The 21,053-nt window shown below is 70.6% G+C and carries 17 protein-coding genes and 2 tRNA genes; 14 read left to right on the top strand and 5 right to left on the bottom strand.

The window, feature by feature from the left end:
• Window positions 1–33: 33 nt before the first annotated feature.
• The gene (locus tag AC3E6M_RS04075; protein ID WP_490529113.1) at window positions 34–744 is read right to left on the bottom strand and encodes an SDR family NAD(P)-dependent oxidoreductase; all 711 of its coding nucleotides are present in this window, start codon (window positions 742–744) and stop codon (window positions 34–36) included.
• A gap of 68 nt (window positions 745–812) precedes the next feature.
• On the opposite strand from AC3E6M_RS04075, the gene AC3E6M_RS04070 reads away from it, so the two are divergent.
• Window positions 813–1,346, top strand: a complete 534-nt coding sequence (locus AC3E6M_RS04070) for a TetR/AcrR family transcriptional regulator (RefSeq protein ID WP_490529112.1) — start codon at window positions 813–815, stop codon at window positions 1,344–1,346.
• A gap of 51 nt (window positions 1,347–1,397) precedes the next feature.
• Here the strand turns inward: AC3E6M_RS04070 and AC3E6M_RS04065 are convergent, their stop codons facing one another.
• Window positions 1,398–2,102: a trimeric intracellular cation channel family protein gene (locus AC3E6M_RS04065; protein WP_490529111.1), complete on the bottom strand. Its 705-nt coding sequence runs from the start codon at window positions 2,100–2,102 to the stop codon at window positions 1,398–1,400.
• A 72-nt stretch (window positions 2,103–2,174) separates the two neighbouring features.
• Between AC3E6M_RS04065 and recO the strand changes: the two genes are divergently transcribed.
• The 8 genes from recO (at window position 2,175) to AC3E6M_RS04025 (ending at window position 9,813) form a co-directional block, all read left to right on the top strand.
• Complete coding sequence (gene recO, locus AC3E6M_RS04060; protein ID WP_490529110.1) at window positions 2,175–2,903, top strand: DNA repair protein RecO; 729 nt, start codon at window positions 2,175–2,177, stop codon at window positions 2,901–2,903.
• The gene (locus AC3E6M_RS04055; RefSeq protein WP_138172233.1) at window positions 2,900–3,706 is read left to right on the top strand and encodes an isoprenyl transferase; all 807 of its coding nucleotides are present in this window, start codon (window positions 2,900–2,902) and stop codon (window positions 3,704–3,706) included. The genes recO and AC3E6M_RS04055 overlap by 4 nt, the downstream gene beginning before the upstream one ends.
• A 46-nt stretch (window positions 3,707–3,752) precedes the next feature.
• The gene (locus AC3E6M_RS04050; RefSeq protein WP_490529109.1) at window positions 3,753–4,445 is read left to right on the top strand and encodes a DsbA family oxidoreductase; all 693 of its coding nucleotides are present in this window, start codon (window positions 3,753–3,755) and stop codon (window positions 4,443–4,445) included.
• Between the two features lie 70 nt (window positions 4,446–4,515).
• Window positions 4,516–5,682: a tRNA dihydrouridine synthase DusB gene (gene dusB, locus AC3E6M_RS04045; RefSeq protein ID WP_138172235.1), complete on the top strand. Its 1,167-nt coding sequence runs from the start codon at window positions 4,516–4,518 to the stop codon at window positions 5,680–5,682.
• A 7-nt stretch (window positions 5,683–5,689) separates the two neighbouring features.
• The gene (locus tag AC3E6M_RS04040; protein WP_138172236.1) at window positions 5,690–7,006 is read left to right on the top strand and encodes a deoxyguanosinetriphosphate triphosphohydrolase; all 1,317 of its coding nucleotides are present in this window, start codon (window positions 5,690–5,692) and stop codon (window positions 7,004–7,006) included.
• On the top strand, window positions 7,006–8,859 hold the full coding sequence (dnaG, locus tag AC3E6M_RS04035) for a DNA primase (RefSeq protein WP_138172237.1): 1,854 nt from the start codon (window positions 7,006–7,008) through the stop codon (window positions 8,857–8,859). Before AC3E6M_RS04040 ends, dnaG begins: the two co-directional genes overlap by 1 nt.
• Before the next feature lie 45 nt (window positions 8,860–8,904).
• Window positions 8,905–9,678, top strand: coding sequence for an ATP-binding cassette domain-containing protein (locus AC3E6M_RS04030; protein WP_138172238.1), 774 nt, complete (start codon window positions 8,905–8,907; stop codon window positions 9,676–9,678).
• Between the two features lie 62 nt (window positions 9,679–9,740).
• Window positions 9,741–9,813 (top strand) — tRNA-Asn (locus tag AC3E6M_RS04025).
• A 216-nt stretch (window positions 9,814–10,029) separates the two neighbouring features.
• Here AC3E6M_RS04025 and AC3E6M_RS04020 read toward each other — a convergent pair.
• Both AC3E6M_RS04020 and AC3E6M_RS04015 read right to left on the bottom strand, forming a co-directional pair.
• Complete coding sequence (locus AC3E6M_RS04020; protein ID WP_490529107.1) at window positions 10,030–14,073, bottom strand: endo-1,4-beta-xylanase; 4,044 nt, start codon at window positions 14,071–14,073, stop codon at window positions 10,030–10,032.
• Window positions 14,074–14,220: 147 nt separating this feature from the next.
• Window positions 14,221–15,243, bottom strand: coding sequence for a LacI family DNA-binding transcriptional regulator (locus tag AC3E6M_RS04015; RefSeq protein WP_138172239.1), 1,023 nt, complete (start codon window positions 15,241–15,243; stop codon window positions 14,221–14,223).
• A 179-nt stretch (window positions 15,244–15,422) separates the two neighbouring features.
• Here AC3E6M_RS04015 and glsA point away from each other — a divergent pair, with 179 nt between their 5' ends.
• Both glsA and AC3E6M_RS04005 read left to right on the top strand, forming a co-directional pair.
• Entirely contained in the window at window positions 15,423–16,373 is a 951-nt protein-coding gene (gene glsA, locus AC3E6M_RS04010) for a glutaminase A (protein WP_252370849.1), read from the top strand.
• A 75-nt stretch (window positions 16,374–16,448) separates the two neighbouring features.
• On the top strand, window positions 16,449–18,824 hold the full coding sequence (locus AC3E6M_RS04005; protein ID WP_490529106.1) for an acyltransferase family protein: 2,376 nt from the start codon (window positions 16,449–16,451) through the stop codon (window positions 18,822–18,824).
• Window positions 18,825–18,830: 6 nt separating this feature from the next.
• Here the strand turns inward: AC3E6M_RS04005 and def are convergent, their stop codons facing one another.
• The gene (def, locus tag AC3E6M_RS04000; RefSeq protein ID WP_138172242.1) at window positions 18,831–19,397 is read right to left on the bottom strand and encodes a peptide deformylase; all 567 of its coding nucleotides are present in this window, start codon (window positions 19,395–19,397) and stop codon (window positions 18,831–18,833) included.
• A 41-nt stretch (window positions 19,398–19,438) separates the two neighbouring features.
• On the opposite strand from def, the gene AC3E6M_RS03995 reads away from it, so the two are divergent.
• The 3 genes from AC3E6M_RS03995 to AC3E6M_RS03985 all read left to right on the top strand — a co-directional run bounded on the left by AC3E6M_RS03995 (window position 19,439) and on the right by AC3E6M_RS03985 (window position 21,026).
• A complete protein-coding gene (locus AC3E6M_RS03995) occupies window positions 19,439–20,401 on the top strand; it encodes a DMT family transporter (RefSeq protein WP_252370850.1) in 963 nt (320 codons plus the stop codon).
• A 157-nt stretch (window positions 20,402–20,558) separates the two neighbouring features.
• Window positions 20,559–20,632 (top strand) — tRNA-Ile (locus AC3E6M_RS03990).
• Window positions 20,633–20,777: 145 nt separating this feature from the next.
• On the top strand, window positions 20,778–21,026 hold the full coding sequence (locus tag AC3E6M_RS03985) for a hypothetical protein (protein ID WP_490529105.1): 249 nt from the start codon (window positions 20,778–20,780) through the stop codon (window positions 21,024–21,026).
• Window positions 21,027–21,053: the final 27 nt, after the last annotated feature.

Here is a 21,053-nt window from a genome sequence, read left to right as displayed (position 1 = left end):
TGATGCCGCACGGCGAGATCCTCGCGCGGCCTATCACCAGGGGACCGGGATGCCGGTGCGGTCCAGGAAGCGGAGGCCGGGCGTACCCCGCTGCGCTTCCACGGTGTCGATGAGGGGCGGGATCGCTTCGTCGATCTCGAGGCCCGCGCCGTCTCCGCCCATGTCGGTGCGGATCCATCCGGGGGCGAGCAGCAGCAGGGCGCGCGAGTCGTTCGCGTGACGGGCGGCGAAACTGCGCATCAGCTGGTTCAACGCGGCCTTGGAGGCGCGGTAGACCTCGAACCCGCCCGAGGTGTTGTTCGTGATACTGCCCTGGCCCGACGACAGGACCGCGATCGTTCCCGTGGGGGAGACCAGCGGCTGCAGCCTCTCCACGACACGCATCGCCCCGAGCGCGTTCGTCGCCAGGGTGCGGACGAAGTCGCCGTCCTCGATGTCGGCCGCCGCCTGCGGCCGAGAGGCGAGCGATATTCCGGCGACCACGAAAAGCAGGTCGAACGTGCGACCCCGCAGGCGGTTGGCGAGGGCGGCGATCTGCGCACCATCGGCGATGTCGACGTGCTCGAACTCGACACGGTCGGGCGCGGCGTCCCGCACCGCGCGCAGCGGCTCCGAGACATCTCCGCGCACGGTCGCGACGACTCGCGCGCCTCGATCGACGTAGGTCCGGGCGATCGCGAGGCCGAGACCGCGCGAGGCGCCGACCACGAGAACCGACCGGTGGGACAGGGGCGTGTGGGTCATGGCATCCTCCACTCAACAAGTGATGAGTGAGACCCCACGCTCTCGCTCATCAGTTGTAGAGTGAAATCATGAAGGTCACAGGGTCCCGCGCAGAGAAGCGGGCCGCGACGGCGGAACGCATCCTGCGCGCGGCTCGCGCGGAGTTCGGCGACCGCGGGATGGACGGCGCGACCATTCGCGGAATCGCGGCACGCGCCGGTATCGATCCCTCCCTGGTACTCCAGCACTACGGCTCGAAGGCCGCGTTGTTCGCACTCGCGGTCGAGCCCGTGGCCGACCTCGGGGACGGAGATGTCGAGTCCCACCTGAGCGACGTGCTCGACGTTCGCCTCCGCGAACTCGACCCCGCCACACGGGCCCTGTTGCGGTCGATGCTGACATCGCCGGACGCGGCTCAGGCTCTGCGTGCCCACCTCGAGAACCGCGCAGACGCGCTAGCCGACGGGCGCAGCGACGAGGGGCGGATGCGCGCCGCAATTCTGGTCTCGAGCATCCTGGGGGTCACCATCGCACGCCACTTCCTCGATCTTTCCGCGCTCCGCGATGTCAACGGCGACCAGGCCGCGCACATCCTCGGCGCACTGCTCCCACCACGCGCGTGAGGGGTCAATATCTGTCGCCTAAGGGCATCCGAAGCGACAGATATTGACCCCTCACGCGTCCGCGTCGCGGATGATCGGGATGCCGGTCGTCTCGACCGCGACCTTGCGTCGGTAGAGCTTGCGCTGCTCGGGGAGCGAGAGGTCGAAGAGCACGGCGAGCACCCGGATGATCGTGGTCACCACGAGGCCGATGACCGCGGCAATCGGGAGGGGGACGCCGAACGCCGCCGTGGTGGCCAGCACCGCGCAGCCGCCGCCCGCCGCCACCGCGTAGAGGGAGCCGACGTGCATGATCGCGACGGGGAGCCCCATGAGCACGTCGCGCAGCACGCTGCCGCCCACCGCGGCGATCACCCCCACGAACACCGCCGGGACGGCCGGAAGTCCGAGCGCGAGCGCCTTGGAGGTGCCGAATGCTCCGAACAGACCGATGACGACGGCGTCGAGCATGATGATCGCCCGGTTCAAGCGCTGGAAGATGCCCGACAGCAGCATCCCCACGAGCGAGGCGACGGTCGCGGTGATCAGGTACCAGTTGTTCTGCAAGGTCGCGGGAGTCAGACCGAGCAGCAGGTCGCGGATGAGCCCGCCGCCCATCCCCAGCAGGATGCCGATGATCGCGACGCCGAGCAGGTCGAGTCGGCGCTGTCCCTGGAACCCGGAGGCGAACAGGGCTCCCTGCACACCGCCGAGGCCGACCGCGATGAGGTCGGCCCACAGCGGGATGATGAAGACGGGCGGGTTCACGGCATCCATTCTCCGGCTCCGTGACGCCCGACCGTGCGCGCCGCGCAGGCCACTCCCGGGATGGCGGGCCGATAATGGACTGTGCCCACCTACCGCGACGAAGTCGTGGTCCTGCGTACCCACAAACTGGGGGAGGCGGACCGCATCGTCACCCTCCTCAGCCGCCGCAACGGCAAGATCCGCGCCGTCGCGAAGGGCGTCCGCCGAACCTCGTCGCGGTTCGGCTCGCGCCTGGAGCCCTTCATGGTCGCCGATGTGCAGATGTATCGCGGCCGGAACCTCGACATCGTGCAGCAGGCCGAGTCCCTCGGTGCGTACGGCGCCGACATCGCCGTGCATTACGACCGCTACACCACCGCCAGCGCCATGGTCGAGACGGCGGATCGTCTCAACGAGGCCGAGGCCACCCCGCAGCAGTACCTGCTGCTGGTGGGGGGCTTGCGGGCGCTGGCGCGCGGCGACCACGCGGCGCGGAGCGTGCTCGATTCGTACCTCTTGCGGGCGATGGCGCTGTCGGGCTGGGCCCCGGGCCTGAGCGAATGCGCCCGCTGCGGAACCGTCGGCGACCATGACTTCTTCCTCGCGCAGATGGGCGGGGTCGTCTGTTCGGCGTGCGCACCCGCCGGTTCGCCGCGGGTCGCGCGCGACACCGTCGACCTGCTGCGCTCGCTCATCGCGGGGGAGTGGGACGTCGTGGATGCCGCGCCGGAGCGTACCACCGCGGCCGCCTCCGGCCTCGTCGCCGCGTACGCGCAGTTCCACCTGGAGCGCGGCATTCGTTCCCTCTCGCACCTGGAATCGAGTCGATGACCCCGAAGCCGTACACCCACCGCGACGCTGTCGCCTACCGCCCGCTGGATTGGACGGGGGAGTATCCGCCGACCTTCCCGAAGGGCGCGGTGCCGGAGCACGTCGCGATTGTGATGGACGGCAACGGACGCTGGGCCAACCGCCAGGGACTCACTCGCGTCGAGGGACACCGCGCCGGCGAGGCCGCCCTCCTGGACGTCGTCGCCGGCGCAATCCAGGCCGGGGTGAAGCACCTGTCGGTGTACGCCTTCTCGACCGAGAACTGGTCGCGTTCGCCGGACGAAGTGCGCTTCCTCATGGGGTTCAACCGCGAGGTGCTCCACCGCCGCCGCGATCAGCTCAACGAGTGGGGTGTGCGCATCCGCTGGTCGGGCCGCAAGCCGCGCCTCTGGGGCTCGGTGATCAAGGAGCTGCAGCACGCCGAGCGGCTCACCGAGGGCAACTCCACCCTGACGTTGACGATGTGCGTGAACTACGGCGGACGCGTGGAGATCGTGGATGCCATGCGGCGCATCGGCGACGACATCGCCGCCGGAAAGCTCAAGCCGTCGGCGATCACCGAGAAGCTCATCCGCAGGAACCTCTACCAGCCCGACATGCCCGATGTAGATCTCTTCGTGCGGTCGAGCGGCGAGCAGCGGACGTCGAACTTCCTGCTGTGGGAGTCGGCGTACGCCGAGATGGTGTTCCTGGACACCCTCTGGCCGGACTTCCGGCGCACGCACCTGTGGGACGCGATCGACCGGTACCTCTCGCGCGACCGCCGCTTCGGCGGGGCGGTCGACACCCCCGACACGAAGTGAATGCCGCCATCGGAATAGATGGTCGAATCGAAAGGTTGCACGCGACATGACGGATGCCATCAAGATCGATGTGTGGAGCGACATCGCCTGCCCCTGGTGCTACATCGGGAAGCGCAACCTCGAGAACGGCCTCGCCGCCACCTCCGATGACGACGACGCACCCATCGTCGAGATCGAGTACCACTCGTTCGAACTGTCGCCCGACACCCCCGTCGACTTTGTCGGCGGCGAGGTGGACTACCTCTCGCGCCACAAGGGCATCTCGCCCGCACAGGCGCGCGAGATGCTCGACCGCGTCACGGGCGTCGCCGCCGAGGCGGGGCTCGCCTACCGGTTCGACCTGCTCCAGCACACCAACACCGTCAAGGCCCACCAGCTGCTGCACTTCGCCAAGGAGCAGGGACGGCAGCTCGAGTTGTCGGAGCGTCTGATGGCGGCCTACTTCCTCGAGGGGAAGCATGTTGGCCGCGACGACGAGCTCGTCGACCTCGCGGTCGAGGTCGGACTCGACGCCGACGCGGCCCGCGAGGCCCTCACGTCCGGCCGTTTCCGCGATGCAGTGCGCGAAGACCAGGCGCAGGCGCAGGCCTACGGCATCACGGGCGTCCCGTTCTTCGTCATCGATGGCAAGTACGGCGTGAGCGGCGCCCAGCCGGTGGAGGCGTTCACCCAGATCGCCCGGCAGGTCTGGAACGAGCGTCGCACCGCGACGGCCGAGCCCGAGACCGCGACGGCGTGACCCCTCCTCCCCAGCCCACCGGGGCTGGTCGACGGCACCGCGCGGGCGCGGGGTCTGGGAGAATGGGACGATGACCACGGCACTGGCACCGACGCGCTCTCTGCGCATCGGCCCCATCGAACTCGACGCCCCGGTCGTGCTCGCGCCCATGGCCGGAATCACCAACACGGCGTTCCGGCGGCTGTGCCGCGAGTACGGCGCCGGGCTCTACGTGAGCGAGATGATCACGACGCGCGCCCTCGTGGAGCGCAACGACACCACGATGCGTCTCATCCGCCACCACGAGTCCGAGACCCCGCGCTCGATCCAGCTCTACGGCGTCGACCCGGCGACGGTCGAGGCGGCGGTGCGCATGATCGTCGACGAGGATCACGCCGACCACATCGACCTCAACTTCGGGTGCCCGGTCCCCAAGGTGACCCGTCGGGGCGGCGGGGCCGCCCTGCCGTGGAAGATCGCGCTCTTCCGCGAGATCGTCGAGCGTGCCGTCCGCGCCGCGGGCGACCTGCCGCTGACGATCAAGATGCGCAAGGGCATCGACGCCGATCACCTCACCTACCTCGAGGCCGGTCGTGTCGCCGAGGGCGCGGGTGTCGCCTCGATCGCGCTGCACGCGCGCACGGCATCCGAGTTCTACTCCGGGACCGCCGACTGGAGCGCGATCACGAAGCTGAAAGAGACCGTCACGAGCGTCCCCGTGCTGGGCAACGGCGACATCTGGTCGGCCGCCGACGCCGTGCGCATGATGGACGAGACCGGCTGCGACGGCGTCGTGGTCGGTCGCGGATGCCTGGGCCGTCCCTGGCTGTTCGGCGATCTGGCGCGCGCCCTCGGGCGTCCCGGCGCGGCGTCGGCCGAGCCGGTGGACGCGACGCTCGGTTTCGTTGCGCGGGCCTTCCGTCGTCACGCCGAGCTGCTCGTAGAGTTCTTCGACGACGAAGGGCGCGGATGCCGTGACATCCGCAAGCACGTCGCGTGGTACTTCAAGGGCTATCCGGTGGGCGGTGAGCTGCGGGCGAGCCTCGCCACCGCCTCGACCCTCGCCGAGATCGACGACCTGCTCGCCACGATGGAGCTCGACGCGCCCTATCCGGGAGCGGCGGCCGAGGGTCAGCGCGGTCGCGCCGGCACGCCCAAGCGCCCGGCCCTGCCCGACGGCTGGCTCGATTCCCGCGACATCGGCGACGACGCCGGCCGCGCCCTCGCCGACGCGGAGCTCGACCACAGTGGCGGGTGAGGCGGCGATGAGCGTCGCGCGCCCGTCGGGGTACCACGATGTCGACGCCGCCCGGTTCCACGAAGAGCACCACCGCTCGCAGCGCGACGACTTCGCGCGTGATCGCGCGCGCGTGCTGCACTCGGCAGCGCTCCGCCGCCTCGCGGCCAAGACGCAGGTGCTGAGCCCCGCGAGCCCCGCCGACTTCGCCCGCAACCGACTGACCCACTCGCTCGAAGTGGCGCAGGTCGGTCGTGAGCTGGCCACCGCGCTCGAACTCTCGCCCGACGTCGTCGACACGGCGTGCCTGAGCCACGATCTCGGGCACCCGCCCTTCGGACACAACGGCGAGCGGGCGCTGAACGAGTGGGCCGAAGACATCGGCGGCTTCGAGGGGAACGCACAGACGCTGCGTATCCTCACACGCCTCGAGCCCAAGGTCATCGGGCCGGACGGGCATTCCTTCGGACTCAACCTCACGCGGGCGAGCCTGGATGCCACGTGCAAGTACCCGTGGACGGCCGACGCCCCGCTGCCCGATCCGGGTGGGCGGCTGAAGTTCGGCGTCTATCCCGACGACGAACCGGTGTTCCACTGGATGCGCGACGGCGCTCCCGGACGTGTGCGCTGCATCGAGGCCGAGGTCATGGACCTCTCGGACGACATCGCCTACTCGGTGCACGACTTCGAGGACGCGGTCGTCAACCTCTACGTCGACCCGGCGTCGCTGGCGGCCTCGGCGCGGCACGAGTCGCTCCTCACCGCGATCCAGACGTGGGTCGGATACGACTTCTCGCGCGACGAGCTCGCCGATGCGCTCTACCGGCTCATGCGTCTGCCCGAGTGGATCGACGGCTTCGACGGCAGCCGGCCCGCATTCGCGCGTCTCAAGAACCTGACCTCCGACCTCATCGGCCGGTTCGCGCGCGCCGCGACGACGGCGACCCGCGAGGCCTACGCCGTCCACGATCTGACGCGCTACCGGGCGCACGTCGTCGTCCCGCGCGTCGTCGAGGCCGAGATGGCGGTGCTCAAGGGCATCATCGGGGCCACCGTCGTCTCGATCGACGGCCGGAAGGCGCTCTACCGCGAGCAGCGACGCGTCCTCAAGCGCCTGGCATCCGCCCTGTGGGAGCGCCCCGAGGCGCTCGACGCCCTGCACGCACCCGACTTCGCCGCCGCGGTCGACGACACCGCTCGACGGCGCGTCATCGTCGACCAGGTCGCGAGTCTCACCGACCAGCTGGCCATCGCCTGGCACGGCCGCCTCGTCGGCGAGGTCGACGCCGCCGAGCTCGGCGTCTGGGCGCCCGGTGCACGACCCCCGCGGGGAGCGGATGCCTGATGGCCGGGCGCATCCGGCAGGCCGACATCGACGAGGTCAAGGCGCGGGTCAACATCGCCGACGTGGTCGGTGAGCGCGTCGCGCTCAAGCCGGCCGGCGTGGGGTCGATGAAGGGACTGTGCCCCTTCCATGACGAGCGCAGCCCCAGTTTCCACGTGCGCCCGCAAGTGGGCTACTACCACTGCTTCGGCTGCGGCGAGTCCGGCGACGTGTACTCGTTCCTCCGCGCAATGGACCACGTCTCGTTCACCGAGGCCGTCGAGCGCATGGCCGCGCGCGTCGGGTACACGCTGCACTACGAGGACGGTGGCGCCGCACCCGAGACGACCGGCCGCTCGCGGCTGTACGCCGCGAACGCCGCCGCCGCCGAGTACTTCCGCACGCAGCTGATGTCTCCCGAGGCCGACACCGCGCGGCGCTTCCTCGGCGACCGCGGCTTCGACGCGGGTGCCGCAGCGCACTTCGGCGTGGGGTACGCGCCGAAGGGGTGGTCCTCGCTCATGGATCACCTGCTCGCGCAGAAGTTCTCGCGCGACGAGCTCGTGCAGGCAGGCCTCGTGTCGCAGGGGCAGCGCGGGGTGTACGACCGGTTCCGCGGCCGCGTCGTGTGGCCCATCCGCGACGTCACCGGTCAGGTCATCGGCTTCGGCGCGCGCAAGCTCTACGACGACGATCAGGGCCCGAAGTATCTGAACACCCCCGAGACGCCGATCTACAAGAAAGCCCAGGTGCTGTACGGCCTCGATCTGGCCAAGCGCGACATCTCGCGCGAGCACCGGGTCGTCGTCGTCGAGGGGTACACCGACGTCATGGCCTGCCACCTCGCGGGGATCACGACCGCGATCGCGTCGTGCGGCACCGCCTTCGGCTCCGACCACATCACGGTGCTCCGCCGCGTGATGGGCGACGACAGCGCATCCGGAGAAGTGGTCTTCACGTTCGACCCGGATGCCGCGGGGCAGAAGGCCGCGTTGCGCGCCTTCGCCGACGAGAAGCGGTTCGCCGCTCAGACATACGTGGCAGTCGCTCCCGACGGACTCGACCCGTGCGATCTGCGTCTGCAGCGCGGCGACGGCGCGGTGCGCTCGCTCATGGACACCAAGGCGCCGATGTTCGAGTTCGTGATCGATCAGCGCCTGAAGGACTACGACCTCTCCAGCGTCGAGGGGCGCGCCGGTGCTCTGCGCGCCGCCGCGCCGATCGTGGCCGACATCCGCGACCCCTCGCTGCGGCCCGGGTACGTCCGCGTGCTCGCTCGTCGCTTGGGCCTCGACATCCCCGAGGTGCAGAGCGCTGTCGAACGCGCCGCACGCGGTGCCGACCGCGCCGAGAAGCGCGAGTCGCACCGCGGGGGAGCCGCGGACGCAGCGCCGGCACCGGTGGCCGTGTCGGTGACGCTCGCGTCCCTGCCGAACACCCGCGACGTGGCGCTCGAGCGCGGCGCCATGATGGCGTTCCTCCAGTACGGGCACCGCATCGAGCCCGACCTGTTCCTGCGCGCGTTGCAGACCCCGTTCGGTCACCCCGCCCTCGAGGCCGTGCGCAGCACCCTGGCATCCACCGATCTGTCCCAGCCGGGCTGGGCCGTCGCCGCCGTAGAGGCCGTGCGCGAGCCGTTCCGCACCCTCGCCGCCGAGTTGCTCACCGCGGAGTTCCCCGCGCGCCACGAAGAAGGCGCCGTCGCCTCGGCGAACGACCTCGCTCGCGGCCTGCTCGTGCGCGAGCTCCAGCGAGAGAAGGACGAGTTGCTGCGCGGCATCCAGCGCGTGCCCGCCGACTCCGAAGAGGGGCGGCGTCTGCGGATCCGGTTGCGGGAACTGGACGCCGATCGACAGCGACTGACCGCTCCCTGACCCGCGGCGGTGGCGTCAGAGGAGCCCGTCGGGGAGGATGTACGCATGCCCCGGTCCCTCGACACCGCTGTCGCCATCCGCACCGACGACCTCTCGCTCGCCCGCAGTGGCGTACGGGTCATCGACGGCATCACCTTCACCCTCGCCGCGGCGCGCAGCCTCGTGATCATGGGCCCGACGGGGTCGGGGAAGACGTCTCTCGCCTCGATGCTGGCGGGGCGGCCCGACGAAGGGCTGACGGTCGTCGGGGGAGACGCGCGCATCCACGGCATCTCGGCGCGGCATCCGGGGCGAGCAGTCCGGGAATGGACGTTCCACACGGGGTACCTTCCGCAGGGCGCCGGTGCGAATCTGCCCGCGCGCCTGACGGTGTCCGAGGTGATCTCCGAGCCGATCACCGCGCGGGATCGCCGCGTGAACACGCGGGCGCTCGCGGTGCGCGTCGCGACACTGCTCGACGAGATGGAGCTCCCGCTCGGCACGGCGCCGAAGTACCCCTACGAACTGAGCGCCGGGATGCGTCAGCGGGTCGCGCTCGCGCGCGCCCTCGTCCTGGAGCCGCGCCTGTTCGTGGCGGATGACCTGTACGCCAACCTCGACGTCGAGGTGCGGGCGGCGGTGCGCGCCGCCATCGTTCGGCGCCGTGATGAGCGCGGGATGGCCTCGCTCGTCGTGACCAACGACGCCGACGCGCCCCACGGCTTGGATGCCGACGTGCTCGTGCTCCGCTCCGGGCACGCCGTCGCCTACGGGCACGGGCCGGACGACCTGCAGTGGACCCCCGGCGGCGCGCCCGACCGACGGATTTCGGCGGGCTGATTTTTCCGCGACGCCGCGGTGCTGTTAGTATCGTCTGGTTGCCCGCCGACAGGTGGGCATGATCCTCGGTAGCTCAATTGGCAGAGCAATCGGCTGTTAACCGATAGGTTCTTGGTTCGAGTCCAAGCCGGGGAGCGAGAGACCCGCGTCATCTACCGCGGCTCTCACCCTAGGCCCGGGCTTCCACCCCGGGCCTTACCTTTTCTTGAACGAAGGCCCGACGCACGAGCGTCGGGCCTTCGTCGTAGGTGGCGTCCGAACCGGCCACGGGGTGACCGGCACCGACGCCGAAGGGGGCGACCGCCTGGGCGGTCGCCCCCTCCCGTGTTGCGTGACCTTCCGGGGGGAGAGTCAGCTGCGCTGTCCCCGTCGGCGGACCGTGAGCACCGCACCGCCGAGCAGCATCAGACCGCCGAGCACGAGGGCTCCCCACGGTGCCGCGCTCCCCGTGGTGGCGAGCGCATCCCCCGAGCCGCGGGACGGCGGCAGCGGGCCCGTCGCCGTTCCCGGGCGCGGGTCGGTGCCGGGGTCCGTGCCGGGGTCGGTGCCGGGGTCGGTGCCGGGGTCGGTGCTGGGGTCGGTGCCGGGGTCCGTACCGGGGTTCGTTCCCGGATCCGTTGCCTCGCCGACGAGCTCGGCGACGCCCCAGCGCGCGGTGGTTTGGTAGCCCGTGCCGGTGGGGTCCGCCCACGTCTTCACCGAGAACCGCCCCTCGGGCCGACCGTCATTGACCTGGAAGTCGATGCCGTGCACGGTGTCGAGGCCGCCCAGCGGGACGTTGCTCTGCCCGCCCGACTGACCGGCCAGATCGATCGCCACCTCGACACGGTATCCCGTGTCGGTGCGACTCGTCGCGCTCGCCAGCACACGCGCCTGCTGGGCGGCGGTGTTGCCTGAGCCGAAGGAGAGCACGTTGTCGGCCGAGATGCGGATCTGCGTGTCGTTCGGACCGTAGCTGCCCGCCTTGCCGTTCCCGAGGTCGAGGAAGAGCTCGACGCTGTCCTGCTGCCACGGGTCACTCCCCGACAGATCGATCACGGGGTCGGTCACGTCGAACAGGGCGTACAGCGTGTTGCCCTGCCAGAGCGAGCGCACCTCGGCGCTCGCGCCCTCGTCCGACCCCTCGACCGTGCGAGCGGTCGTCGCGACCGCCGCGTCGGCGTAGGCGGCATCCACCTGCCCGTCCACCGTCGGCGCCACGAGCTCGGGCACCTGCAGGAACGACAGCGGCTCGAGGAAGGAGAGTCGCCCAGTCGCTCCCGGGGAGTTCCACGCCCCCACGACCTGGTCGTCGTTCACGAGGCGCACGTCGAAGTCGGCGCCCTGTCCGGCCTCGACGCCGGAGTGCGGCAGGTGGGCGAGCGTGAAGGTCACACCGTCGACGACCTCCTGCGCACCGGGGACCGAGCCGGCGACACCCGGGGCGTAGAAGTACTCTTCACCCCCGTAGGTGAACGTCACCCGGTCGGGCGTCGTCGCCGAGCGCACGAGCACCGCGAGGTACTCGGCGTTCCATCGCGCCTGCCAGCCACCGGCATCCGCCGTCAGCGGCTGGAACGGGAGGTTCCGCCATTCCGGTGCGCCGGTGAACCCGGCCCCCGGTGCAACGTCGCCCTCGAACACGTTCGCGGTCGTGACGAGCGACGGAAGCCCCGCGCTGTCGTCGATCGCACCGTAGTACGCGGGCTTGGGCTGCAGCCCGCCCGTGAACAGCAGCGGCTGCTGCTCGGCGCGCCACGACCGGGTGTCCGTGAGACCCCACACCGTCGCGGAGAAGATCTTCTCCGCGACCGGTGCCGCCGCCTGATACTCCCGCAGCAGGTGGAACACGTCGCGGTAGAAGTACCCCTGCCGCACCCGGTTGGGGTCGTCCGCGGGGGTGATCGTGACGTCGAGCTCGGTGATCGCCTGCAGGAGGCCGAGACCCTCGAAGCGCTCGAGTGCGCCGCGCAAGGCGCTGATGGGCGTGTTGATCGAGGTGTGGAACTGGTGGCCCACGCCGTCGATCGGCACGTTCGCGTCCAGCAGGCGTCGCACGAGAGCCTCGTACTGCGCACCCTTCGCGTCGATCTCGGTGTTGTAGTCGTTGATGAAGAGCTTCACCGGACGGTCCGTGCCGGGCGCGGCGTACTCGTCGTTGAACGCCTCGTCGGCGTACTGGAACGCCAGGCGGATGAACTCCTCACCGAGAACCTGGTACCACCGGCTGGTCCGCAGACCGTCGGGGGTCGCCTGATCGGAGACGACCTCGTTGACGACGTCCCACGCGACGAGCGGGTTGGTGTCCGAGCCGTAGGGACCGTAGTCATCCGCGATGGATGCCGCGACGTCGAAGATGTGCGTCCGCAACCGGTCGCGCAGCGCCTGCTTGTCGGCATCCGAGGTCGTCAGCTCGCGACCCGAGTCGTCCTGGAAGAACCACGCGGGGGTCTGCGAGTGCCAGACCAGCACGTGCCCGTACAGCCGGAGGTCTTCCGCCTGCGCGAAATCGAGCAGAGCGGTCGCCTCGGCGTTGCGGGCGAACTGCCCCGGCCCGGTGTACCAGGCCTCGACCTTCATGTGGTTCTCGGGCGTGATCTGGTCGTAGTGGTGCAGCAGCAGTTCGGAGGCGGCACCCGTGGTCTCGCGCGAGTCGATCGCGACGCCCAGGGGGAAGTCGACCGTGTCCTTCACGGCGACCAGTCCGGTGTCGACCTGCGCGTCCTCGGGGACCGAGATCCGCACCTGGTCCACGAGGAACGTCGAGGTATTGCCGCTGTTGTAACGCGCCTCGATGTAGATCTCCGCGGCCGAGTCGTAGGTCGGCACGGTGAACTCTCCGCGGACGGTGGTCCAGCCCGTGGCCGTCGCGTTCTCGATCTGCAGGAGGTTCGAGAAGTTCTGCGTGCCGCCCGACACGGTGCGTGCCGACAGGGTGAGGCCCTGACCGACGGTGGCCCCCGGCGCGAAACGCACGGCGGCGCTGATGGCGTAGGTGTTACCGGGCTCGAGCAGCCCGGCGATGTCGCGCTGGATGCCATCACCCTCGTGGGTGCGCTCCCCGACCTGTGCGGCCGACACCGTGTCATCCGCACCGCCGTCGACGACCGTCACCTGCGGGTCCGAGGTCTCCGCCCCTGCGCGGGCCGACCAGCCGTCGAGGTCGCCGGAGTCGAAGGTCGAGTCGATGAGCACGTCGCCGGGTTGCGGGTCGCCCCCACCCGGCTCACCGGCCGGCGCTCCCACCGGGAGGGCGAACGTCCAGCCGTCGGCCACGCGCTCGGCCACGACCGTGCGCACCGCCGCGAGCGAGCCGCTGCGGTCGCCGCCGCCGTCGTGCACGAGAACCACCTGCCCAGGCGTGATCGCCGAACGGAGGTTCGCCGTGAGCGTGGGGACGTCCTGCGTCGCCCAGTCGTTGATCGTGTTGACCACCGCGAGCGGCTGCATCCCGAGCGAGACGGCGGCGGCGGGGGTGTTGCCCCACGAACCGTTGGGCGCGCGGAAGTACGGCACGGGGTAGTCGTCGTCGCCCAGCGCGGAGCGGATGATCGTGAGGTTCTCCGCCATGCGGGTGGCGGCTTGCGTCTGCGTCAGCGAACCCATGTCGTCGTACGTGGTCGAGTGGTTGCAGAGCACGTGCCCCTCGGCGACGATGCGCCGGAGGAGGTCGGCGCCGCCGGGGGCGGTGATGTTCTGGCCGATGACGCAGAACACCGCGGTGATGTCGTTCTCGGCGAGGAAGTCCAGCAGCGCGGGCGTCGTGCCCGTGTTCGGGCCGTCGTCGAAGGTGAGCGCGGCGACGTTCCCGGTGCCCTGAGCGGCGGAGACCGGCGTCGCCGTCGGGTTCACGGCACCACCCGGTGCCACGTCGGGCATCTCGCCTCCTCCGGACGATCCGGTGGTCACGACGATGTCGTCGACGTAATAGGTGAACGAGGGAGTGCCGGCGATGTCGGACGTGCCGATGTACGCCTGCACGGCGGACACGTCGCCGGGCTCGGGGGTGTAGGAGCCGGAGATGGTCGTCCAGCCGGAGGCGGTCACCGTGGTGTTCCCGACCCACGTGTACGCCGGCTTCATGACCAGGCGCGCGGTCGTGTCGGGCGTACCGGGGGCCAATCGCACCCTCAGCGAGAAGTCGTAGGTCGTGCCGGCTTGGTAGATGCCCGCAGGGCTTTGGATGCCGACGTAGTCGGCGTCGCGGCCGGCGACCTCCAGCACCTTTCCGCCGTCGAGATCGACGACGCTCAGGGTGCTGTCGGTTCCGCCGCTGCGGGTCCAGGTGCCGGTGGTGCCGTCTTCGAAGTCGACGGAGGTGACGGTGGTCGGGGCGGCGACCGCGGGGGCGGCTCCGCCGAGCATGAGGGCTCCCACGGCAGCGAGGGAGACCAGGGGGGATATGCGTCTGTGCACGAGCGCTCCTTTGCGCAGTTACGTTGTGGCAGACAACATATGCGCCGGGGAGGCGCCTCCGGACCAGGAGGTTACGCAAACGTTACGAAATCTCGACGAAAGTTCCCGCGTCCACTCTCTTCGCCCGCGACGACCTCGCGGCACACGTCAGCGCGGGGGAGCGGTGCTGCCCCGGACGACCAGATGAGTGGCGAGGTCCACACGCGGCACGACGTCGGTGGAGTCTCGCGTGGCGGCATCCAGGACCATGCGCGTCGCCTCCGCCCCCATCCGTCGGAGGGGCTGGTGCACGGTCGTGAGGGCGGGGCTGACCCAGCGCGCGGGTGCGATGTCGTCGTACCCGACGACCGACAGATCGTCGGGGAGTCGCATCCCCCTTTCGCGGGCCGCATCGTAGACGCCGAGCGCCTGCAGATCGTTGCCGGCGAAGATCGCGGTGGGCGCGTTGTCCGATGACAGCAGGTCGCGCGCCGCATCGCGACCCCCCTCGACGTAGAAGGTGCCGAAGCGCACCCATCGCGGGTCCACGTCCAGACCCGCGCTCGCCATCGCCGAGCGATAGCCGTCCACGCGCGCGAGCGAGCAGAGCATGTCGCTCGGCCCCGTGATCGCGGCGATCCTGCGGTGTCCGAGCTCGATGAGGTGGCGCGTGGCGGCGAGACCGCCCGACCAGTTCGCCGACCCCACGGAGGGGATGTCCGCGGGCGGATCACCCGCGGAGTCGACGATGACGAGGGGGATGCCCCGGGTCGCCAGGCGCCGTCGTTGACGATCGACGAGCGCGGACGAGACGAGGACCACGCCGGCGGGGCGACGACGGAGCGCGCCCTCCAGCCAATCCTCTCCGAGCGAGTGCGCACCCCCGCTCTCGGTGACGACGACGGCGAGACCGCGCGCTTTGGCGACCTCTTCGACACCCGCGATGATCTCCATCGACCAGCTCGCCTCGAACTCGTGGAAGACGAGTTCGATCAGATCGCCGCGGGGCTTCTCGCTCGCCGTGCGGCGCCGATAGCCGCGTGCGGTCAGCAGCGCATCGACGCGCGCTCGCGTGGCGGGGGAGATGTCGCCGTGACCGTTGAGGACCTTCGAGATGGTCGCGACCGAGACCCCGGCCTCGACGGCGATGTCGGCGAGACGGATGCGGGACCCGTCGGCGGCTGCGCTCATACGGTCATTCTACGACGTCTGAGCGAAAGTTTCGGGCACCTCTCCCGAGTTCGAGAGGCGGTCGAGAAACGCCCCAGGGAGCGCGTCGTCACGCCTGACACCGCCTACGGCGGCTCCGCACGGAGCTCGAGATGGTGTGCGCGGCCTCGTCCACGCCCGATCGCTGGGAAAGTGGGGGAGTGACCGAGATCTGCGACCCCCGCCACTACGACCTCGAGGCGCTGCGTGCCCGGGTCCGCACCGAACGCGGTGGTGAGGTCGACGACAGCATCCCGCAGCTCGCGAACGCCGATCCCGACCTCTGCGGGGTCGCGCTCTGCCTGCCCGACGGCACGGTCCGTGCGAGCGCGGACAGTCGCGTGGCGTTCAGCGTGCAGTCGGCCGTCAAGCCGTTCCTGTTCGCCCTTGCGCTGCTCGACACCGACGGAGAGGCGTTGGAGCGCGTGGGCATCGAACCGACGGGCGAGTCGTTCGACGCGATCAAGCTCGAGAGCGGCACGGGTCGGCCGCCGAACCCCATGGTCAACGCGGGCGCCCTGCTCACGGCATCCCTCGTCGACGGCAGCGACGCCGAGGCTCGTTCCGCTCGCATCGCCCGCGGACTCGCCGCGTTCGCGGGACGGGAGCTCGAGGTCGACGAAGACGTCGCCCACAACGAGCACCTGCTCGGCGACCGCAACCACGCGCTCGCGCACCTCATGCGCGCTGAGGGCACATTGACCCCGAGTGCTGACGACGCGGTCGCCGTGTACGCCCGGGCGTGCGCGACGCTGGTGGATGCCGAGACCCTGGCGGTCATGGGCGCGACCCTGGCGCTGGGCGGAGTGAATCCCCGCACGGGGGAGCGGGCCGTCCCCGCCCGCGTCGCGCGCGACGTGGTGTCCGTGATGGCCACGTGCGGCGTCTACGACGGGTCGGGTCGTTGGATGCGCGCGGTCGGCATCCCGGCGAAATCGAGCGTGTCGGGGGCGATCGTGCTGGCGGTGCCCGGACGTCTCGGCGCGGCGGTCATCAGCCCGCCGCTGGATGCCCAGGGGACGAGCGTGCGCGGGCATCTCATGAGCGAAGCACTCAGCGAGGAGCTCGGCGTGCACAGCTTCGCGGTGGGGTCGGGCCGGCCCGCGTCCTGAGCCGGCGACGACGTGGGAGCGGTTCCCGTAAGCTCTCTGCGGTCGTGCACTGCGGCCCGGAAGGATGCCCCGCCCGTGCCCACCGTTCCCTCGCGCACGCGTCTCGATCTGCAAGGACTGCGGGCACTGGCCGTCGTCGGCGTGGTCGCGAGTCACCTGACCGGCTGGCCGACCGGCGGCTTCGTCGGCGTCGACGTGTTCTTCGTGCTCTCGGGCTTCCTCGTCACGGGCATCCTGCTACGCGACCTCGCTGCCACCGGCACGATCGACCTCCGCGCGTTCTTCGCGCGGCGCATCCGGCGTCTGCTGCCGGCCGCGTTACTCGTCCTGGCGACGGTGGTGGCCGCCGGGTTCTTCGTGTTCCATCGCGCGCGCGCCGAGCAGACGCTCGGTGACGCCCTCTCGGCGCTCGGTCTCGTGTCCAACTGGAGGTTCGGTCTCGAGGGGCGCGACTACTTCGCACCCACCGAGGTCTCTCCGCTGCAGCACTTCTGGTCGCTGTCGATCGAGGAGCAGTTCTCGCTCGTCTGGCCCCTCGTCCTGCTCGCGATGGTGGCTCTTCTCCCCGCCGCCGCCCGACGAGCGGCCGCCGCACGGTGGGTGGTCGGCGTCGCCGCGCTCGTCCTGGTCGTCGCCTCGGGCGTCGCCGCCGTTCAGCTGACCTCCGCCGATCCGGTCGGCGCCTACTTCTCGACCGTCGCCCGCGCCGGAGAGCTGGGCGTGGGTGCGGTGCTGGCGGTCCTCGTCCCCGCGCTGGGGCGGATGCCGGCCGCCGCGCGCGTGCTGCTCGCCTGGGTGGGCCTGGGTGTGGTCGTCGCGTCGTTCGCCATGATCGAGCCCACGTCGTCGTTCCCCGCGCCGTGGGCGGCGCTGCCGGTCGCCGGTGCCGCTCTCGTCATCGCCGCCGGCGTCGGGGGAGACCCCCGCCACCGGCACCTGTTCCCGTTGACGAACCCGCTGAGCGTGGCCATCGGCAACGTCTCGTACTCCCTGTACCTGTGGCACCTGCCGGTCATCGTGTTCGCCGGAGTCCTGCTTCCGGCCGGACCGGCGTGGATGCCGATCGTGTTGCTGGTCATCGCGGTGCTGACGGTGGCGACCTACCTCGGCGTCGAGCAGCCCCTTCACCGATCGCCGTGGCTCGCACGCCCGCGTGGCAGCGGCAAGACCGGCGAAGAGATCCCCCGTCCCGCGGATGCCGGTGCGGAGGCGCCTTCGCCGGCGACGCCGCCGGTGCCCGCGGCGCGCCCCGCGGCCCTGCCCTCCCGTCCCGCCGGCTGGGTGCCCGGCCAGCGGTACTACCCCGGTTCGCGTCCCCGGCTCGCCGATCCGGACTCGCTGCCCGTCGTGGAACCAGCCGCCGTCGTCCCGCCCGAGCCCGTCCGCGCGCCGTCGATCCCGGCCGAACCGGCGCCCGCCGACGCCCCGTCGCGAAACGCCACTTGGGCCGCGTGGCGGGAGCGTTTCGCTGCGCGCATGGGCCTGGCCATCGCGGTGCTCACGATCGGTGCCGGCGCGACGGTGCTCGCCGTCTTCGCCGCGTACGGCGCCCCGGTCCTGCAGCTCCCCGGCGCCACGACGGTGGCCGCTCCCGACCCGGCGCAAGTCGCCGGGGCGCTGCCGACGTTGCAGGCGCAGTTGGCCGCCGCCGTGACCGCCGACACCTGGCCCGAGTTGCATCCCGGTCTCGACGAGGTCATCCGGGAGTCCTCGTCCGACAATCGCGCGCACGACTGCTTCACCCCGGACGTCGCACCCGACCCCGCCCGCTGCACGTTCGGCGACCCGGCGGCATCCCGTCACGTCTACCTCGTGGGCGACTCCAGCGCGATGGCGTATGCGCCGACCCTGGCCGCTCTCGCCGAGCAGAGCGGCGGAGCGTGGCGCGCCACCACGGTGGGAATGTACGGATGCCGCTTCACCGACGTCGCGGTCGAGAGTCGGGACCCCGCGGTAGCCGCGGCGTGCGGCTCGCGGAAGGAACAGGTGCGGGCGATGATCGCCACCGATCCCGCCGACCTCGTGATCGTGTCCAACGCATTCACCCTCGGCCGCTCGGTCGACGGCGAGACCCTCGACGCGGCGCGGCTGGCCGCATCGACGTTCGCGCAGGTGGGGCCGTGGGCACCGCCGGGGCGGACGGTGTTCCTCGCACCGCCGCCGCACGGCGCCGACCTGGATCGCTGCTACTCACCCACCAGCGGGCCGTCTGCGTGCCTGGCCGCGGTCGACGATGTCTGGATGCAGATGGAGGCGGCCACCGAAGCGGAGGCCGCGGCGACCGGCAACGCCGCCGTGAACGCCCTGCCGTTCACGTGCTGGGAGAACGTGTGCCCCGCTTTCGCGGGCGACACTCCGGTCCGTTACGACGAGACCCACCTGACCCCCGCGTTCGCGGAGCGTCTGGCTCCCATCCTGCAGCAGGAGCTGCAGACACGCGGTCTGTACTGAATCGCCTCAGGCGTCGATGTCGTCGACGCCCGGCATCCACGACGCGCCCGGCTTGCCCCACTTGCGCTTGCGGGCGATCTTCGAGACCACCCGGCTGTCCTCTTCGTCGAGGCGGTCGATGTACAAAACGCCGTCGAGGTGGTCGAACTCGTGCTGGAGGATGCGGGCACGCCACCCCGAGACCTCGATGCGCACGGGCTCACCGTTCAGGTCGACGCCGGTGAGCATCGCGGCATCCGAACGGCGCAGCGGGAAGCGCTCACCCGGGAACGACAGACATCCCTCGGACTCCTCTTCGGGGTCGGGGAAGCCGGGCTCGAGCGGACGGATCCACAGCTCGGGGTTGATGACGACGCCGCGCCACGGCTGCCCCTCGTCGTCTTCGTACGAGTACGTGAAGAGCCTGAGGCCCACGCCCACCTGGGGAGCCGCGAGACCCACGCCGGGAGCAGCATCCATCGTCTCGAACATGTCGGCGACGAGGGTGCGGATCTCGTCCGTGATCTCGTCGACGCGGACAGCGGGAGCATGCAGCACGGGATCGCCCATGATGCGGATCGGGAGAACGGCCACGTCACCAGCCTAATCGTGAGGACGGCGGCTATCGTCGGAGGGTGATCCCGCTCGATGTCTCCCTCACCGACGGTATCGACCAGCTCGTCGGTGTCTTCCGCGATCCGCGCATCCTGCTCGGCATCCCCCTCGCCCTGCTGGGTGCGGTGTTCATGTCGTTCGGCGCGCAGTACCAGCACCGCGGCGTGCAGAAGGTGGAACGCCTGTCCGGCAAGACCACCGGCGGCCTCTCCGGCGCGCAGATGAAGTCGCTCCTGACGCGTCCGTCGTGGGTCGCGGGCACCGTCATGCTCGGCCTCGCGATCGTGTGCCAGCTCGCCGCGCTGTCGGTGGCACCACTGATCCTCGTGCAGCCGCTCGGGGCGATCGCCCTGGTGATCACGACGGTCCTCAATGCGCGCGTCACGCATCACAAACCGACGCGTCAGTCGCTCATCGCGATCGCCGCATGCGTCGGCGGCATCTTCATCTTCGTGACGATTGCGGCCTTCTTCGCCACCGAGCATGAGATCACGTCGCGCGAATTGCTGATCATCCTCGGCATCCTGGCCGTGGTCGTCATCGTCTTCGGCGGCTTCTGGCTGTTGGTGCGTCGCCGCGCACAGGCGCTGTTCTACATCATGGCCGCGGGCGTCATCTACGGCTTCGTCGCGACCCTCGCCAAGGTCGTCATCAGCCGCGCCCAGGCCGGCAACTTCGACTGGCTGACGCTGCTCTGCCTCGTGGCGCTCCTCGCCGCCGTCGGTGTCGGCGCGTACTTCGTGCAGACGGCGTACTCCGCCGGACCTCCCGACCTGGTGATCGCGGGGCTCACGGTGATCGACCCCATCGTCGCGGTGCTCATCGGCCTGTCGGTCCTCGGCGAGGCCTCGACGGCTCCCGCCTGGGCTCTCATCGGCTTCGCCATCGCGGGGGCGATCGCCACGTGGGGCGTCATCCAACTGACCCGCCACCACCCCCAGGTGACGGCCGACGGCAAGCCGAAGCCGCCCCGCGTCCACTGACAGGGTCCGAGCGCCCGCGCGGGTCGGAGCGCCCAGATCACGTGATCTCGTCGAGGCCACCCGTTGTTGCGCACCATCACGGGTACGGTCGACCAGATCACGTGAAGTGGCGACTTCGATGACCGGAGACGGATGCCGGTAGGCTCGGAGACCGCAAGGGGCGGTGGCCAAGCTGGTCAAGGCAGCGGGCTCATAACCCGACGATCGTGGGTTCAAGTCCCACCCGCCCTACGGCATCAGGCCCCGACATCGCCGAGGTGTCGGGGCCTTCCGCCGTCACGGGGTCCACTGCCGAGGGAACAGCCGCGCGGCGGAGGATGTTCTTCCCGGCGACGCCCCGAGGCCCTCGGGTGCACACGGTGCGAGCGGAACGGCGATGACGTACAGAGACCCCTACGACGACGACGCGCAGCCCATCTGTCCCTCGTGCGGCGTGACGATGCATCCGCTGATCGACGAGGGTATCGACGACGACGCGCAGCCCATCTGTCCCTCGTGCGGCGTGACGATGCATCCGCTGATCGACGAGGGTATCGACGCCGACGAGTGCCGTGAGTGCGGGTTCTGCGCCCCGTGGTCGCACGCGCAGGCCGCGGAGAGCGACGACGACGATCGGTGGGCGTGATGCCCCACGTGAGAACCGGGGGCCCGG

The organism is Microbacterium sp. SCPM-O-B-15248 (M128) (genome assembly GCF_058214835.1).
Note: the sequence above shows the minus strand (reverse complement) of the source record. Positions and strands in the feature narration are given on the sequence as shown.

What these genes read in the sequence shown, in the direction of transcription:
- AC3E6M_RS04075 (WP_490529113.1), bottom strand. Translation starts at nt 744, where the DNA reads ATGACCCACACGCCCCTGTCCCACCGGTCGGTTCTCGTGGTCGGCGCC.
- AC3E6M_RS04070 (WP_490529112.1), top strand. Translation starts at nt 813, where the DNA reads ATGAAGGTCACAGGGTCCCGCGCAGAGAAGCGGGCCGCGACGGCGGAA.
- AC3E6M_RS04065 (WP_490529111.1), bottom strand. Translation starts at nt 2,102, where the DNA reads ATGGATGCCGTGAACCCGCCCGTCTTCATCATCCCGCTGTGGGCCGAC.
- AC3E6M_RS04055 (WP_138172233.1), top strand. Translation starts at nt 2,900, where the DNA reads ATGACCCCGAAGCCGTACACCCACCGCGACGCTGTCGCCTACCGCCCG.
- AC3E6M_RS04050 (WP_490529109.1), top strand. Translation starts at nt 3,753, where the DNA reads ATGACGGATGCCATCAAGATCGATGTGTGGAGCGACATCGCCTGCCCC.
- dusB (WP_138172235.1), top strand. Translation starts at nt 4,516, where the DNA reads ATGACCACGGCACTGGCACCGACGCGCTCTCTGCGCATCGGCCCCATC.
- AC3E6M_RS04040 (WP_138172236.1), top strand. Translation starts at nt 5,690, where the DNA reads ATGAGCGTCGCGCGCCCGTCGGGGTACCACGATGTCGACGCCGCCCGG.
- dnaG (WP_138172237.1), top strand. Translation starts at nt 7,006, where the DNA reads ATGGCCGGGCGCATCCGGCAGGCCGACATCGACGAGGTCAAGGCGCGG.
- AC3E6M_RS04030 (WP_138172238.1), top strand. Translation starts at nt 8,905, where the DNA reads ATGCCCCGGTCCCTCGACACCGCTGTCGCCATCCGCACCGACGACCTC.
- AC3E6M_RS04015 (WP_138172239.1), bottom strand. Translation starts at nt 15,243, where the DNA reads ATGAGCGCAGCCGCCGACGGGTCCCGCATCCGTCTCGCCGACATCGCC.
- AC3E6M_RS03985 (WP_490529105.1), top strand. Translation starts at nt 20,778, where the DNA reads ATGACGTACAGAGACCCCTACGACGACGACGCGCAGCCCATCTGTCCC.